The organism is Pseudonocardia sp. WMMC193 (assembly GCF_021728735.1).
GTDB lineage: Bacteria > Actinomycetota > Actinomycetes > Mycobacteriales > Pseudonocardiaceae > Pseudonocardia > Pseudonocardia oroxyli.
In genome coordinates, this window is the sequence record NZ_JAKKDO010000002.1 from 1 (window position 1) to 16,293 (window position 16,293).

A 16,293-nucleotide genomic window follows, 5' to 3' on the forward strand; every position below is an offset into this window, starting at 1 on the left:
TCGTTTGCCCTTCCCCGCAGAAGCACCCTACTCAGCGATCGGCGCTGAGCACGTCCCGCCCGCCCTCCTGTATAGCTTCTTTCATTATCTATCGGTACAGTCGTACTCGCTTGATCACGACTCAGCCGTCCACTACGCCCCGAAGGAGGATCGGATGCCGCGGGCCGGACTCCCGATCACTTCGCATCGCCGCGGTGGCCACGCGCCCCCTACCGGAGTCCGCCGCGATCCGGTCGCAACGTGCTTCACCAGCATTGGCCCCTCAGGCACAGGGGGTTCCCATGCGGCGACGCAGTGAGGGTAGAGGCTCCAACGGCACCACAGAGGGGAACCACGGTGCGCCGCCTCCGTGGTGGCAGGATTCCCACGACGCTCCGCAGTCCGCATCTACCGCTGCGCAGACGCCGACGGCCAGTCCCGATGTACGGACCCGGGCGACAGCGATCGAGACACTCGGACTCCACTCCAAGGGTACGGATACGGAACCAGAAAGTCTGTACAGAGAGTCCGATCAACAGCGGCTGCTGACCCACGATGTCAGCGGCTACGGAGTTCAGCAGCCCACGCTGCTTCCCCGGGGGCAGTGGGTCGACCTTGAAGCTTCGTCGGCCAGCGGGGATGACCTTTGGGTCCCAGACTCTGCGGCGGTTCAGGCCACGTCCAAGAGGTCGACCCAGCTCGTCATGCGAGATGCCACCCCGGCAGGACCGGTTCTGACCGCGAGTCGGCCGTCCGACAGCCCTCGAAACGGGCGCAGGCGCACCACCGTGGATCGGCCTCTTCGTGCGCTCCGCCCCATCGATCCGGATGAGGCCGCGCAGCTCGCCGAGTGCTTCGCCCTGGACTATCTCTCCTGGGACGAAACCCTGCCCAGCCGCAGATCAGAGGCACTGCGTCACTACCTGCCCGGCCACGTCGACTCGACCCTGGGCTGGTCGGGATCCGGTCGACAGCGTGCAGACTTCGCCGCCGCAGGCGAGACCGTGCGCGAGGGGCACTGGCTGTCGGTCGATGTACGTGTGCGGGTGACGCCCTACGAACGCCTGGACGAGGAAGCAAGCGCCGAGGTCCCGAGCGAGCTGCCTGCTGGCGCACGTTGTTCGTCTGCACCGGCCCCGGAGGCCCCGGGATGGCGATCGGGCCCCTCGGTCTGGATGCGCCTGGCCATCCCGATCCGCCGCCACGACTCAGGCGAGCTCGTCGTCGACCTCGCCCCGATCTCCGACACCGACTACGACGAAGCCGAGGTGGACCTTTGAGCGAGCCGCAGGACAAGCCGACACCCCGCCCGCTTCAGCGCGGGTGGGACGACCAGCCGAGCAGCGCACCCCCAGCGTCGAGCCCGCCTCGGCGTCCTTCCCCCGCCGCGACTGACGTTGCCTCGCCGCCCGCGAAGCGCACCGACAGCGCCACGTTCGACGACACGGATCTCTCGACATCGCTGGACTGGCCGAGCCTGGACCCCCGAGACATGCCCTGGATGAAGGAGATCGCCCCGCAGACCGCAGGACACGTCCCCAGCCCGGGCCCCCGTCGCGCCGAGGAGCCAGCAACGATGACCGAGCCGAAGCAGCAGGAGCAGGCTCCGCCTACCGCCGAGCCCTGGCGTCCGCCTGCGGGTCGGCCGCACGAGGAGCCCCTGCACGACCGCGACCGCGACCTCGACCGCGACCGCGACCAGGCCTCGCCGCCGCAGAGCCCGGCCCTACAGGCCGACCACAGCCACGTCGAGACGCCCGCAACGAGCCTCTCGTTCGACTCGATCGTGACCCGCCGTAGCGCTCGCCCCGCAACGGGCTGGCGAGCCGCGGTCTACGCGTTGACGGCCGGGCGATGGAACCCCGGCCCCTCCAGGGCCGAGGAGCAGTACCTCGAGCGGGTCAGTCAGATCCGGACGCTGCTTCCCGGGCGCCATGTAGTGACCGTGACCTCGATGAAGGGCGGGATCGGCAAGACGACCACGGCTGCACTGCTCGGTCTCGCGCTCGCCGAGTACCGCGGTGACCACGTGATCGCCCTCGATGCCAACCCTGATGCAGGCACCCTCGCCGAGCGGCTGCTCGGGGTCCAGCCGATCCGCAATGTCCGAGACCTGTTGGCCAACGCTGACCGGATCGAGTACTCGACTGATCTGGCTCGTGTGACCGAGCGAGCGGGCAGGCTGCAGGTGCTGGCGTCGGAGCAGGATCCGCTGCTGAGCGAGGCGTTCACCGCCGCGGAGTACCACCGGGTGATCGGCGTGCTGCGCCGCTTCTGCGAGGTCATCATCACCGACACCGGGACCGGGCTAGTCCACTCGGCCATGCAGGGTGCCCTCGCAGAGACCCACAGCATCATCGTCACGGGTGCGCCCACTGCGGACGGCGCCAGCCTGGCCAGCCGGACCTTGGACTGGCTGGAGCGCAACGGGCATCGGGATCTGGTCGAGCGCGCGATCGTGGTCCTCTCGTGCGACCGCGTGTCTCGGGACATCAACCTCGGCGCTCTGCGACAGCACTTCAAGAGTCGCTGCCGCGACGTCGTCGAGATCCCACCCGACCCGCACCTGGCGAAGGGCCAGCAGATCCACCTCGACGAGCTCCGCCCGCGTACGCGAGACGCCGCCCTTCATCTCGCCGGCCTGGTCGCGAGTCAGTTCAAGGACATCAACGACCTGACTCACGGCCGAGAGCTCGGCTGACGGAATGGGCGTGGGTCTGATGGCGGTCGCGTCTGCGCTGGCCGTGGGGAGCACTCTGCTTCCCGCGGCCGCCCCGATCGACGACGCCTCATGCAGCTGGAGGTTGACCGCGAGGGTCCTCTACCAAGAGGTCCGTCTCGAGGCGACGGCTCGCGCGGTCGAGCTACGCAACATCCTTGAGGACGCCGGTGTGGGTGCCGCGGACTTCCTTCCCTCTTCCTGCACCGATGGCACAGCTGCCGGAGCCGGCGGCGGTGGATCCGGCGACGGGAGCTCGGGTCGGCAGGGAACAGGGTCTTCGGGCTCGTCGGTGGGTTCAGGCGGTGGCTCGCCCCGGCCGGGTTCTGGTGGGGCCGGGGCGGGCGGGGGGACAGGCGCGACCGGCGCCGGTGCGAACGGAAACTGCCCGACCACAGCTGCCGACGCCCTGGGTTGGGGAACACCGAACCGGGAGGACGACTTCGAGGGCGGCGTCGACGGCTGGGGCATCTACGACGGCGCCGGACACGCTGGCAACGGGACCCGCTCGCCCGCCGCGATCACCACCGCTGACGGGATCTTGACCATCACCGGGACCCCGGACGGTCAGAGCGGCGGCATGGCCTGGAACCCCGGCCAGATGTACGGACGTTGGGAGGGCTGCGCGCAGTCCCCACCCGGCGACCCCGACCTGCACTCGCTGTTCCTGCTCTGGCCGGATGCGGAGAACTGGCCCGAGGGCGGCGAGACCGACTTCATGGAGATCTCAGACCCGACCCGCCAGACCGTCGAAGGCTTCTTCCACTACGGCGCGGACAACCAGCAAGAGCACGCGTCGGTCGACATCGACGCCACCCAGTGGCACGCCTTTGCCGTGGAGTGGACCCCGCAGGGCGCGACTTACTTCGTCGATGGCGAGGAGTGGTGGAGCACCACCGACACCTCGATCCTCCCGCCCGGACCTCAGCACCTGACCATCCAGCTCGACAACTTCGGCAACCCGCAACAGGAGACCCAGATGCATGTCGACTGGGTCCGCCAGTACTCCCTCGACGACACAGGCGGCACAGGCATCGACGTCGGCGTCGGCGTCGGCGTCGGGGGTGCTGGTAGCAGCCAGAACGGATCCAGGGCAGGGCAGGACACCGGTGGTGGCCGCTCCGGCGGCAACGCTGACGACGGTCAGGACGGTGGCGAAGGCGACCAGTCCGGTGATCGCTCCGGCTCGGACGGCTGACAGCCGCGCCCCTCGCCTTCCCTCGGACTCACGTCGTCAGGAGATGACTCCATGTCAACCCCCCGGAGAGCAGGCACGGTCCTGCTCATCGCCGCTGCGCTGACAGCCGGGCCCGCAGCTGGCGCTGCCTGGGCCGAACCCACGCTCACCGACGGTGCGACCTGCACCCAGTCCACGAAGAGCGGGTCCGGCGTTCAGACCGCCGACCCGACAGGCCCTGACGGGTCACTCGATCCTCAGGTGCTCGCGCAGGCGCAAGAGCTCGTTGCGCAGACGCGGGCGCTGCTGACCACCCTGATCTCTTCGGACGACCCTCGGGCTGCTGCGCTCGCCGAGCAACTCCGCGGCATGGGAGTCACGCCTGCCGTCGCATCGGGTTGGCGTCAGCAGGCCCACGACGTCGCCGACTCGCTGCTGGCGCAGCAGTCTCCAGTCGCGCAAGAAGCAGCGGTCGTCCTCGCGAGCGCTGGGTTCTCTCCAACCCCCGCTGACCTTCGCGGCCCGTCGGACGCACAAGCCGTAGTCGAGCGAGACTCCCCGTCCCACGCTGCAGTTTCGAACGCCTCGCTGCCCGCCATGGCGGCTACGGCGCCCGTCTCGGGCACTCAGGCAGGGGCCACACCCATGAGCGCGATGAGCGCCGTCCTCGCGGGCGCAACTGAAGCCGCGGCGTCTCAGAGTGGAGATGGGCCCGTCCAGGTATGCGGCCAGGGACCAGTACAGGGCGCTCGGGGGTCGCTAGAGGATGACGAGGCCTCGCAGTCTGAGGACCGCGATGGTTCGTCGAACGGCGGCACGTCAGCAGACCTCCCGGACGACAGAGCCCCAACTGGCGGGCCATCGTCCGAGACAACCGAGGCCGGTTCCTCTGTCGGGACGTCGCCCTCCGCCTCCTCGGCATCGGGTGAAGCGACGGACGGGACTGCGAGTCAGGAGGAAGGCGATGACTCCGCGTCCGGGGGCAGGAGTACCTCGGCCTCGGACGAAGCGTGGAGCAAGGATCTGCAAGCGTTGACCGACGAGCTGAGCGCTCGGGTGGACGACCCCGACGCGCAGGCACTCGCTCAGCGGCTGCGCGGGAGCGGGCTCGATGAGAGCGCCGAGCCGAGCAGCGCCGACTCTGACCCGGCGTCGACTACGAGCGGAGCGGGCGCGGCCAGCTCGGGAACGTCGTCCGCTCCGAGGTCGCTCTCGCCAGGCCGTTCCACAGGCCCTGCTAGCTCGGCGGTCCCCGGAGGGGCGAGTGGCGATCTCGACGTCGAGATCGGCCAGCTGGCCAATGAGCTCGCGGCCGCACCCGACGATCCGGTCGCACAGCAGCTATCCCAAGCCCTCGGTTCAGCCGGGTTCGCCGGTTCCGAGCCCGGAGGCGCAGCAGACCGTGACGGGGGCTCCGGGAGCAGCGGCTCGACAGGATCCGCCACCAGTTCGAGCCCCGGCGGGGGTGTCTCCAAGCCGCAGAACGACCCCTCGAGCGACAGCAGTTCGTCTTTGAGAACTGGCGAAGGTGGCGGGGGCGGATCTGGCGAGGCTAAGAGCGCCGCGGCGAGCCCTTCATCCGCGTCCACCGGCGGCAGGGAGGCCGAGCCCACGTCCTCTGAGACGGATCCCGAGAGCTCTCCATCCGCCGACGCCTCCCCCCAGGACAGCAGCGAGCGGGAGAGCGACGGCGTCCCTCAGGCGACGCCCAGTGGCAATGACGAGACGGCCCCGGACCAGGCTCCGACTGCGACAACCGACGGAGCGGTCTGGGAACAATTGGCGAAGTGCGAGAGTAATGGGAACTGGGCCATCAATAGCGGAAACGGATACAGCGGCGTTATCCGAACAGCTGAGGTCGGCAGTGATGCAGATCACTGCGGCCCAGGGGAGCCGGCGGCTCTCCCGAGCAGCTGGTGGGCCAGCTTGAGCGCCCTTGCAAGCTGGTGGTCGAGATGACCCGCTCCCCCGGGCCGATGTCACTCAGCCTGAGCAGGGCGGGTGCCCTCGAGTTCATCGAGCAGCGTTTGGACGCGACTTGCTGTTCGTCGGTGCCGTTCGGCCTCACGATCCCATCCACGTGCTTCTGCGTCGCAGACGAGCTGCTGTTCGGTGTCGAGCCGGATGCGGAGTCTCGGGGTGTAGTCGGGGGTGGTGACGAACTTCGAGCAGGTCAGGTAGAGGTCGCACTCGCATGGCCCTTCCTGGGGCAGGCGCAGGCAGCGGCCGAGCTCGAGCTCGGTCTTGAAGAAGTTCGTCGACAGCCAGTTGACGGCCTCTGTGGTGAGGTCGCCGTTGCGGATGGCCTCGGCCTGCGGCCCGGCCAGGATTGCGCCGGGGGCGAGGACGGCCTGGTAGTCGGCGAGGACGACGGGGTCGGACAGGCTGGTGTAGGTCATCGACATACCCGCGGAGCGGTGCCCGAGGACCTTCATGATGGTCTGGATCTTCGCGCCGCGTTCGCCGAGCTGGGTGCCCATGGTGTGCCGGAAGCGGTGCGGGTGGACCAACGCCTTGCCGTCGTCGTCGACCAGGCCCAGCGCGCGGCAGACCTCGGTCAGGCCGGCTTTGAACAGGTAGTCCGGGCTGGCCAGGCGCCCGTTGCGCAAGAACAGGTAGCGAACCGTCCGGCCGAGTCGCTGGTCGAACAGCGGCTGGTCGGTCTGGGCGCGGCGACGGGTGATGAGGTCGCGGACGGCCTCGGCGGCCTCGGGGTGGATCGGGACGACCCGTTCCTTGGCGGATTTGCCCGCGGCGAGGCGCAGGCGGTGGGTGCTGTCGGGGTAGGTGTCGAGGCAGTCCAGGTCGAGCTTGCGGATCTCCCCGCTGCGGGCGCCGCTCCAGCGGGCGACCAGCAGGGCGGTGCGCTGCAGTGGGTCAGCCAGGGCGCGGATGCCGTCCATGAGCGGGTCGAGTTGCTCGGCCGGGATGAACCGTGGGACGCGCTCGATCCCGCGAGGAACGTCGGAGCTGGTCAGCGGGGGTCTGGTGGGCATGTGCGGCCACTCGTTGATCGCGGCGTGGCGGAAGAACCGGGCGACGTGGCCGATGACGTGATCGCGGTAGACCGCCGAGAGCGGCTGGTCGGGGTGCTTCCACTTGCGCTGGTGGGGCAGCCAGGCCAGGAACTCCAGCAGGGCGGGCCGGTCGAGCCCGGCCAGGGTGGTCTGCTCGGGCCGGGTCTCAGCGTGCCAGGCCGCCAGGCGCAGCAGGCCCGAGCGGGCCTGGGTGACGGTGCCGGGCGCGCGTCGGACGGCGAGCTCGCGCAGGTAGCGCTGCATCGCCTCCTCGACCGCCGAGACGGTGCTGATCGCGGCCAGCGGGCGGGGTTGCTTGCGCAGTGGCAGGGCTTCGATGAACCCGGCGTGGAACAGCGCGACCCCGGTCTGGGTGACGCTGCTGTGCCAGGCCATCGGGAACCCGGACCGCATCTGGACCTTCAGGTCGAGCTGCTCGATCTCGGGCAGCGAGGCAACGGTGCGGATGGTCGTGCGCAGCTCGTCGATCTCGGCGAGAGACAACGTCGTGAGATCGGGGTCGGCGCGGTGCAGGATCAGCCGAGGCAGCGCCCAGGGCAGGCTCTTGTTGACGCTGGGAACCGAGACACCTCGTCCGAGCTCCTGCTCGCGCAGGGCGGCCATCTGCGCGCGCAGCGGCAGACCCAGCCCGTCGGCGATCGCGAGGATCCGCAGGTTCGCGGCCCCGAACAACCACGGCCAGTCCAGACGCAGCCGCCCGGTCAACGACAGATAGAACAGGTAGGGCCGCGCTCGGAAGCTCGCCGCCGCGCCTGCCGGGTCGACCAGCGTGCCCGCCGGGGCGGGGCGCGCGTGGATCGTGGGACCGACGCGTTCCGCCAGCGGGCGACGGGCCCATCGCGTCATCGACGGGTAGTGCTCGACGAACTCGGCCCTGGCCTGCAGCAGCATCGGTGTCCAGTTCTTCGACCCGCGCAGCCCGACGCGCAGGAACCGCTCGTACTCCTCGACCGAGGCGTGCGAGGGACCCGAGTAGCCGTCAGTGGTGCGCGGTGACCGCGAACGTCCTGGCGCGCTCATCGCGCCGTCTCCGGCTGCGGGCCCTGCTCCAAGGCGGTCCGGTAGTCGTCTCGGACCTGGTGGTCGGTGAGCCGGACGTAGACCTTGGTCGAGTCCGGGTGGGCGTGACCGAGGCGGCGCATCAAGGTCAGCTCCCGCATCCCGAGCTCGGTCATCCGGGTGGCGTGGGTGTGGCGCAGGCTGTGTGGGGTCAGCCAGGGCTCGCGCACTCCGGCGCGGGTCGCAGCCCGCTGGAACAGCCGGACCAGGCCGTCGTAGCTCAGTGCGTGGTCTCTGCGGGCGCCTCGGCCGCCGATCAGGAACAGCAGCGGTGTCTGGGCGTCCGGGGGGCGTTCGAGCAGCACGTAGCGGTTCAAGGCCGGGAGTGCCCGGTCCTCGAGCAGGTCCACCACCCGATCTCGGCGGGACTTCTGCCGTGCGCCCTGCGGGTGATCGTCGCGGTGGCGGACGGTGACCCGTTTCCGACCGTAGGAGATGTCCTCCAGATGCAAGCCCAGCACCTCACCCGGTCGCAGGCCGCCCTCGTGCATGAGCTCAAGCAGCGCCCGGTCGCGCAGCTTGTCCAGCTGCCCCAGCAGCGCCAGATAGGTCTCGTCCGGGATCGGGCGCGGCAGCGTGTCGACGGTGCGGACCCGCAAGATCCGGCGGACCGGGCGCTGATCGGCGCTGGTCAACAGCGGTGGCCGATGCCGGCCCAGCACGCGGGACGAGGCCTGGTCGGCCTCGCGCAGGATCGGGTTCTCCACCTGCGTGTAGCCGCCGCAGCTGATCAGGAACTCGTAGAACGACGACACCGCAGCCAGCACCCGGTTGCAGGTGCGCGCCGACAACCGACGCCCGTCCCCGCTGACCAAACCGAGCTGGCTGCGCTGCGCCCGCCCGGCCGAGGACTGAACCCGCAGCCAGCCCAGGAACTCCGTGGCCAGCATCGGGGAGAACCCACTGACCGGCTCGCCACGCTCGTCGAGGAACTGCAGCAGCTTCATCAGGTCGTAGGCGTAGGCCCGGACTGTGTTCGGCGAGTACTCCCGCACCGCCAACGACGACAGGAACGCCGACACCTCTGCCACCGGCACCTCGCAGTCGTCGACCACAGCCACCGTCGGCTCTCCTGGCCGCTCCGGTTCGCATTTCACCACTCGCATGACCGCGAACTAGATCATGAACCGTCGTCGTCTGACCTGCAGCTTCCTCGTCGTGGCGTAGGAGATGTCCAGATAAGTGGTGGCCTGCAGTTCGACGACTCCACCTGGAAGGCCTACGGCGGCGATGCCTACGCCCCGTCCGCGGCGGCGGCATCGCGCGATCAGCAGATCGCGGTCGCGGAGAAGCTGCGCGAGGACCGCGGCGGTTTCTCGGCGTGGCCGGCGTGCAGCCGAAAGCTGGGGCTGCAGTGACCGCCATGGCCGAACGGATCACCCGACCGGCACAGGTGGCTGCCCCGTCCGCGTTCAGGCCTCAGGCGCCGGCAACGGTCGATGGCCTGTTGCACCCGATCGCGGCCGAGTTGCTCGCCGGAGCCGAACGCGAGGTCGACGATCTGGACGTCGAGCAGATCGTCGACGTCAGCGCCGGGATGGTGGCCGCCGGGCGCGGGGACGAGGTCCTCGCGGCCGTGCGGGAGGCCGGCCGAGAGCTTGGCGCAGCTGCCTCCCTGCAACTACCGGCGAGTGCCCACCAGCCGATCGACTGGGCTCCGTTCGGCACCGTCGTCCCAGTCCTCGCCGGGTCACCTGGCGCGGGTGCATCGTGCGTCGCTGCGGCCTTGGCCGACGCACTGCAGCTGGCAGCCCGCTGTGTGCTGATCGTCGACGCCGCCGATCCCGCCCGCTCCGGGCTCGCCGGCGCAGCCTCGGCCGAGGGCCCCTGGACCAGTCAGATCTCCGCGCACACAGCGATCCGCTTCTCCTGGCGGGACCAGGCCCTACTCGCCCGGGTGGAGACGGATCTCCCCGCGATCAGTCCGGGTCTGGTGCCGCCGCCGCCGGAGTGGCTACCCCGGGTCGACCCGCTGCATGTGACGGTGGTCGACATAGGCCACGACGGCTGGCGGACGACCGCGAATCCCCTGCTCGGGGCGGGGGGTTGGCTCCGCAACGGGGCACCCGCGCCGCGCCCGGTCTTGGTGGTGCGCGCGACCCGCCCCTCGCTGCGGCACGCCGAGCAGGTCCTGGCCCGCCTCGATTCCTGGGTGAGCTCCGGGATCGCCGTCCCTCCGGCACAGCTCGCCGTGGTGGGGGCGAAGAAGTGGCCGGCCGGGGTCGCCGGAGCCGCCGGACGACGCCTGGATGGGCTGCTCGACGACGCCGTGTTCGTTCCGCTCGAGCAGAGCCTGGAGATCGGCGGCATCACCGACGAGCTCCTCCCGGACAGGGTCCTCGACGCCGTCACTCCACTGCTCACCGGCCTGGGGCTGTTCCCAGAGTCGGATCGCTCGCGCTCACGAAAGGCACGCCGCTGATGTCCGCATTCGCCGCGATCACCACCGCGCTCACCACCGTTGCCCCGGGCCTCGAGGACCCTTTCGGCGCGGTGCTCGCTCTTCCCGGGAATCCGAACCCGCAGGCCCCGCCCGGAGCACAGAACATCGAGAACGTCCTGGGCTACATCAAGTGGGGTGCGGGCGCGGCCATCGTGGCCGGCTTCTTCGCAGGCGTCGCGCTCTTCGCCGGGGGCCGGATCGCCGATCATCACCGCTTCGGGCGGATGGGAGCCATCACCATGTTCGCCAGCGTCGGAGCCGCGTTCCTCTACGCGATCGGCTACTCCGTACTGACCACCTTCGCCGCGGGCTGAGTCGGACCAAGACCGAGTCGATGAACATGTACTGGCCCAACACCCCCGGAAATCGGACGCAGCAGGCCGACACTCCGCGGCCTGATGCCGCGGTGGCCCGCCGTCGGGCGCTCATCGTTCTCGTCGGCGGCGGCGTGGTCGCGGTGCTGCTCGTCGTCGGCCTGGTCTGGCTGGTGCTCGGACTCGGCGGAGCACCGGCCCCAGACCCCATAACCGTCCCGGCTCCCCAGGTGGCCGAGCCGGGTTGGGACACCACCGGACAGTACGAGCTGGCCACCCGCCCGATGCCGGCGTTCCCAGAGTCCGCTTCAGCCCCGCACCCGCTCGCCGCCGAGACCGCCGGTTCGACGATTGCCCTGCCGCAGCCCGGGACCACCGAAGGGCGCTACGTACCCACCGGCTTCCCCGCCACCGTCGAGGGCGCGATCGCCCAGCAGGCTGCACTACTCACCGCGGGACTCGCCGGCGGGGACCCGGCCACCTACACCGCCGCCTACGACTCCCTCATCGCCCCCGGAACGCCCCCGGCTTCGAGTAGCCGGATGGTCGAGCAGCTGCAGACCTTCCGCGCCCGCGCCGGACTGCCACGGTCCGGGGCCGAGCCCGGCCTGCAGATCACCTACACACCCACCTCCGCGCTGGTGAAGGGCACCACCGACGGTGGCCGCTACACCGTGGTCTGTGTGCTGGGCGAGATGACAGTTCAACGCAACGGCCAGCTCACCTCCGGCGGGATCGGAGACTGCCAGGCCCTGCGCTACTTCGCCCCCTCCCCCGCCGAGGCGCCGGACTGGCACATCGCCCCCGGCCCGGCCGCCGCCCCGTCGCCGGACCTGTGGCCCGGCACCGCCGAAGCCTTGGCCGCCGGGTTCCGCCCTCTCAGCTGATCCACGTCATGTCACCACTCCCCCCACCGCCCGTGCAGAAGGAAAGGAGCCGTCCGTGAACCTCCTCGGAGATGCGGCGGCTGGATTCGTCACCTCCGCCATGGACAAGATCGCCAAGGCGATGTGGAGCGCCGCGCTATGGGTGCTGCGGGGTGCCTTCGAGCTGATGGACTCCCTCCTCGGTTTCGGCGACGGTTCCGACCTCGTCGACGCCGACGGACGCCTCGCCGCGGGCACTCCGCTCGCCGGGATCTGGCCGACGCTGCTCTGGATCTCCGCCGCCGTGGCATTCGGGCTGTTCCTCTGGCAGCTCACGACCACCGTGGCCCGCGGCGGGGCCGGGTTCTGGCGGGCGGTGTCCGGGCCGGTCGCCTACGGCATCGCGATCGCGATGACCGCCGGCATTCTTGCCGCGCTACTCGGTGGGGCGGAGGGCCTGACCAGCATGCTGCTGCAGCAGGGCCTCGCCTCCGACAACTTTCAGACGATGTTCACCACCGGGAAGATGGCGGAGGTCTTCACCGACAACCCCGACCTGGGCGCGGCCGCCGCGAACACCGACGAGACCGTCCGTTCCCTGGTGTTGTTCATCGTCGCGCTGTTCGGCGTGATCCCGGCCGGCCTCGGCTTCGCTCTACAGATGATCTTCCGGCAAGGCGTCATCTGGATCCTGCTCGCCACGATCCCGATCACCGCGGCCGGGTTGATGACCCAGACGACCTCGGCGATGTTCTGGCGCAACGTCCGCTGGGCCCTGGCCGCGATCATCATGAAGCCCGCGCTCGCGCTGGTTCTCGTCGTCGGGGTCAACCTCATGTCCGCGCCCACCGGAGTCGGCGGGCTTCTCGTCGGCACCGGGGTCCTGCTGATTGCAGTGTTCTGCCCGATGACCGTCTACCGGCTGCTGTCTTTCGTCGAGCCCGGCACCCAGGCCGGAATGGCACTTCGTTCGCTGTCGAGTCAGGGCTCCTCGTCCGGCCCGGGCGGCGGCGGCTCCGGCGGCGGAGGTTCGGCCGAGCAGGCCAACACCGCCCGCTTCGACGCCGCATCCGGGGGCGCCGGGGGTGGGGCCGCCGCTGGCGGAGCCGCCGGGGGCGCGGCCCTCGGTGCGGCTGGAGCCGTCGGGGCCGTGGGCGCAGCGGTCTCGGGTGCTGCCCACGGAGCCTCCAACTTCGCCAACAGCCAGATGGACGCCACAGGGATGGGTGCGGGAGTCGGCGGCCGCAGCGGTGGTGGTGGAGATGGTTCGTCGCAGTCGAGTGGGGCGGGGTCAGGGGGGTCGTCCGGCCAGTCTGGAGGTTCGAGCGGTGGGTCCGATGGCCGCGATGTCGGGGGTGGGCCGTCGGGCGCGGTGCCGGGCGCACCCGAGGCGGCACCGCTCGAGGGCGGTGCGGCGAGCGGCTCCTCAGCGGCCGGCGACTCCGGAGGACCGCCTGCGATCGAGCCGGCGCCTGAGATCGGCGCCGGGGGCGCGCCCGGCGGGGGCGGTCACGCCGAGACGCCCCCGCCGGAGCAACCCACACAGGGCAGTAACCGCGGCGGCCCGAGCGCGGGTTCAGCGGGCGGAGCGAGTGAGGCGGTGATCCCGTGAGCCAGACGGTCGAGGGTCCGCGGGTGTATCGCGGGCTGAACTCCAAAGAGCGCGCGGGCTGGATCCTCGGCCTGACCCCGTGGCAGGCCCTCGCCTGCCTGGCGCTGGCCGCTCCGGTGCTACTGGCGATGTCGGCCGGACGGTGGTCTTCGGCGTTCGTGTGGCTGCTGCTCGACGGCACCCTCGCCGCGCTCGTCGTCGTCCCGATCCGGGGCCGCTCCGCGATGCGGTGGCTGGCCGATCTTCTGCTGTTCCAACTGGGGGTTCTCATGCGCTGGTCGCTCTGGCAGTCGCGCGCTGCAGCCGGAGATCCCGGCCCCGCGCAGGAACCCGATCTCCCCGGAGTGCTGGCTCGCCTGCGGTTTCCCGACGGCCCGCCACACCGGCAGGGCCGGATCTGTCTGATCCACGACACCGGGCAGGGACGTTGGGGTGCGACCGCGCGGCTGACCCACAACGGGGTCGGGATGTTGTCCGACGCGGACTGCGAGCGTCTCGCTGCCCGCCTCGGCACCCTGCTCATCGCTCTGGGCCACCGCGACGTCGTCGACCGCATGTCGCTGTACGTGCGCACCGTCCCCGACGACGGGACCGAGTACGATGTCTGGCGCGCAGCCCACGAGTCCTCGGCGGCTCCCCATCTGGCCAGGCTGGCGACCGACGAGCTCGACCGCACGATCGGGTCGGTCAGTGTCCGGACCGAGCTGTTCGTGACGATCTCCGGCTCGGAGACGGTGCTGGCCAAGCCGGCGAAGGCGGCGGGCGGCGGCACGAAGGGCCGCGCGTACGTGCTCTACCGGGTCCTGGACGGCATCGAGGACCAGCTCAAAGCCCTCGGTGTTCGCACGATCACCTGGCTGACCTCCGCCCAGCTGGCCGAGGCGATCCGCACCGGCTACAACCCGGCCGCGGCCGCGGGACTCACCGCCGCGCACCTGGCTCACCCCGATCCGGTTGGGGAGGACGGGCTCCCGATGGCTGCCGCCGGCCCGACGCTGGCCCCGACCCCGGCCGCGCGGGCCTATCACCACGACGGGTTCAGCTCGGTGTCGTATGCAGTGATGATGCCCGAGGCGGGCACCGTGTTCGGCAGCCTCGGACCGCTGCTCGCGGTCCGCACCGCCGGCGAGCGCCGCACCTTGGCCCTGCACTACCAGGTCTTGTCGCACAAGTCGGCGCAGCGCGCGGTCCAGCGCGGGCGGTTCCGCAATAACGTCATGACCGACTACAAGTCGTCCAAGGGTTTCACCACCACCGCCGTCGACGCCCGACGCGCCGGTGGCGCCCGCGCCCAGGAGTCTGCGGTGGCCTCCGGTCACGCGATGGTCCGGGTCAGCGCCGCGGCGTCGGTGACCGTCCCGGCGGACTGGAACCTCGAGGACCACGCCGCCCGGCTGGAGAACGACGCCTCGGGCCGCTTCCATCTGCTCCGTCTGGAGCTGGCACAGGATTCCGCGTTCGTCAGTGCCGCCGTCCCGGTAGGCCTCGGCCTGCCCCGGCTGAAGGGAGCCCTGAGCTGATGGCACGCAACCGACGCCCCAGCCGTGGCGATGTCCGGACCGCGTTCGAGCTCCTCGACTCCTTCGGCGGCGCACCGAACCTGTCCGGGCCGACGGTCGATCCGGCGGCTGCGGCGGAGGAACGCGACCGGCGGATCAACCGCCCTGCGGCGCCCCCGCGCGGGCCCGCCGAGCCCGGCCGCGGCTGGGCCCCGGTCGACGCCGCGACCCGGATGCCGGTCTACCAGGTCACCACTTCCGAGATCGGCGGTCTCTTCCCACTCTTGGCGGCCAACGGCGTCCCGGCCATCGGGGCCCGGATGGGATACGACGCCTTATCCGGTGGGGCGTTCTACTGCCACCCCATCGAATGGCTGCTGCGCGGGCTGGCCACCAACCCGAACATGGTGATCTTCGGCGAGCCCGGCCGCGGCAAGTCCAGCACCGTGGTGGCGTTCTGCCTGCGGATGATGCTGTTCGGGATCAAGACCCTGATCTCCGGCGACGTCAAGGGCGAGTACACCCCGCTGCTGCGCGCGCTCGGGATCACCCCGATCGCTCTGGGGCGCGGCTCCAGCGCCCGGCTCAACGCCCTCGACCTCGGCCCTCTCGCCGCGCGCTGGAGCACATGGCCGGTCGAACGCCAACGCGAGGAACTCGCCGGCGTGCTGGGGCGCTGGACCAAGCTGCTCGCCGCCCTCGCCGAGACCCAGGGCTACTCCCCCACCGTCACCGACGAGCTCGTGCTGGCCACCGTGCTGCGCCGCCTGGTCGGCGTCAGCGACGGCTACACCCGGCTACGCCCGGTCACCATCCCCGACGTCGCCCGCGTGCTGGCCGACCCCGACGACGACCTCTGGGCCGACGCCCGCTTCGCGAGCCGCCGCGACTTCCTCGACCACACCCGACTCATCACCGACGCGCTGTCCAACCTGGTCTCCGGGCCACTGGCCGGGCTGTTCGACGAGCCCACCAACTTCGAGCTCGACTGGGACGCCCCGATCCAGTCGATGGACCTGTCCCTGCTGCGCAGCCGCGGCGACCAGGCCATCGCCGTCGCCCTCACCTGTCTGGGCTCCTGGTCCTCGATGATCACCGATCTGCAAGACGACGGCGACATCCGCATCGTCGTCCGCGACGAGGTGTGGCGCCAGATGCGCCTTGGGCTGCGCGCGGTCCACGCCGTCGACTCCGACCTGCGCCTGTCGCGCGCCGAACGGAAGATCCAGCTCCTGGTCATGCACAAGCCCTCCGACCTGCTCTCGGTCGGGGCCGCGGGCAGCCAGGAGGTCGCGATCGCCAAGGACCTGCTCGCCCTGTGCTCGACCCGGATCCTGCTGGGCCAGTCCACCCGGGTCGCCGACGAGCTCGCCAGCGAGCTCGCGCTGACCGAACGCGAGCAGGACGTCGCGGGCGGCTGGGCGATGGAACGCCAGGGCCGCGCGCTGTGGAAGATCGAGAACAGCCCCGGCTACAAGGTCCAGACCGTGCTCTCCAGCACCGAGATGCGGATCTTCGACACCAACGCCCAGCTCCGTGCCGCCGCCCCGGCGGCGCTGGGCTCCTCGACCGGCTGATCCGGGTCGG

The 16,293-nt window shown here is 70.7% G+C and carries 13 protein-coding genes; 11 read left to right on the forward strand and 2 right to left on the reverse strand.

Going from position 1 to position 16,293, the window contains the following annotated elements; genetic code table 11:
- Positions 1–683 precede the first annotated feature (683 nt).
- From L3X23_RS00620 to L3X23_RS00635, 4 genes are all read left to right on the forward strand, one after another.
- Positions 684–1,259, forward strand: coding sequence for a hypothetical protein (locus L3X23_RS00620; RefSeq protein WP_237189975.1), 576 nt, complete (start codon positions 684–686; stop codon positions 1,257–1,259).
- 296 nt (positions 1,260–1,555) lie between these two features.
- Complete coding sequence (locus L3X23_RS00625; protein ID WP_237189974.1) at positions 1,556–2,680, forward strand: MinD/ParA family protein; 1,125 nt, start codon at positions 1,556–1,558, stop codon at positions 2,678–2,680.
- 4 nt (positions 2,681–2,684) lie between these two features.
- Entirely contained in the window at positions 2,685–3,896 is a 1,212-nt protein-coding gene (locus tag L3X23_RS00630) for a glycoside hydrolase family 16 protein (RefSeq protein WP_237189973.1), read from the forward strand.
- Positions 3,897–4,529: 633 nt separating this feature from the next.
- Positions 4,530–5,834: a transglycosylase family protein gene (locus L3X23_RS00635; RefSeq protein ID WP_237190055.1), complete on the forward strand. Its 1,305-nt coding sequence runs from the start codon at positions 4,530–4,532 to the stop codon at positions 5,832–5,834.
- Positions 5,835–5,854: 20 nt separating this feature from the next.
- Here L3X23_RS00635 and L3X23_RS00640 read toward each other — a convergent pair whose 3' ends face one another.
- Both L3X23_RS00640 and L3X23_RS00645 read right to left on the reverse strand, forming a co-directional pair.
- Positions 5,855–7,933, reverse strand: a complete 2,079-nt coding sequence (locus L3X23_RS00640) for a site-specific integrase (RefSeq protein WP_237189972.1) — start codon at positions 7,931–7,933, stop codon at positions 5,855–5,857.
- A complete protein-coding gene (locus L3X23_RS00645) occupies positions 7,930–9,033 on the reverse strand; it encodes a tyrosine-type recombinase/integrase (protein WP_237189971.1) in 1,104 nt (367 codons plus the stop codon). The genes L3X23_RS00640 and L3X23_RS00645 overlap by 4 nt, the downstream gene beginning before the upstream one ends.
- Positions 9,034–9,162: 129 nt before the next feature.
- Between L3X23_RS00645 and L3X23_RS00650 the strand changes: the two genes are divergently transcribed.
- From L3X23_RS00650 to L3X23_RS00680, 7 genes are all read left to right on the forward strand, one after another.
- Positions 9,163–9,330 (forward strand): transglycosylase family protein, encoded by a 168-nt coding sequence (locus L3X23_RS00650; protein ID WP_374204805.1) that lies wholly within the window; start codon positions 9,163–9,165, stop codon positions 9,328–9,330.
- An 89-nt stretch (positions 9,331–9,419) separates the two neighbouring features.
- On the forward strand, positions 9,420–10,394 hold the full coding sequence (locus L3X23_RS00655) for a hypothetical protein (protein WP_237190056.1): 975 nt from the start codon (positions 9,420–9,422) through the stop codon (positions 10,392–10,394).
- Positions 10,394–10,729, forward strand: a complete 336-nt coding sequence (locus L3X23_RS00660; protein WP_237190057.1) for a hypothetical protein — start codon at positions 10,394–10,396, stop codon at positions 10,727–10,729. Before L3X23_RS00655 ends, L3X23_RS00660 begins: the two co-directional genes overlap by 1 nt.
- Positions 10,730–10,749: 20 nt before the next feature.
- Complete coding sequence (locus L3X23_RS00665) at positions 10,750–11,616, forward strand: hypothetical protein (protein ID WP_237190058.1); 867 nt, start codon at positions 10,750–10,752, stop codon at positions 11,614–11,616.
- Positions 11,617–11,671: 55 nt separating this feature from the next.
- Positions 11,672–13,207, forward strand: coding sequence for a hypothetical protein (locus tag L3X23_RS00670; RefSeq protein ID WP_237190059.1), 1,536 nt, complete (start codon positions 11,672–11,674; stop codon positions 13,205–13,207).
- Complete coding sequence (locus L3X23_RS00675) at positions 13,204–14,727, forward strand: SCO6880 family protein (protein WP_237190060.1); 1,524 nt, start codon at positions 13,204–13,206, stop codon at positions 14,725–14,727. Before L3X23_RS00670 ends, L3X23_RS00675 begins: the two co-directional genes overlap by 4 nt.
- Positions 14,727–16,283, forward strand: coding sequence for an ATP-binding protein (locus tag L3X23_RS00680; RefSeq protein WP_237190061.1), 1,557 nt, complete (start codon positions 14,727–14,729; stop codon positions 16,281–16,283). The genes L3X23_RS00675 and L3X23_RS00680 overlap by 1 nt, the downstream gene beginning before the upstream one ends.
- The last annotated feature ends 10 nt before the right edge of the window (positions 16,284–16,293 follow it).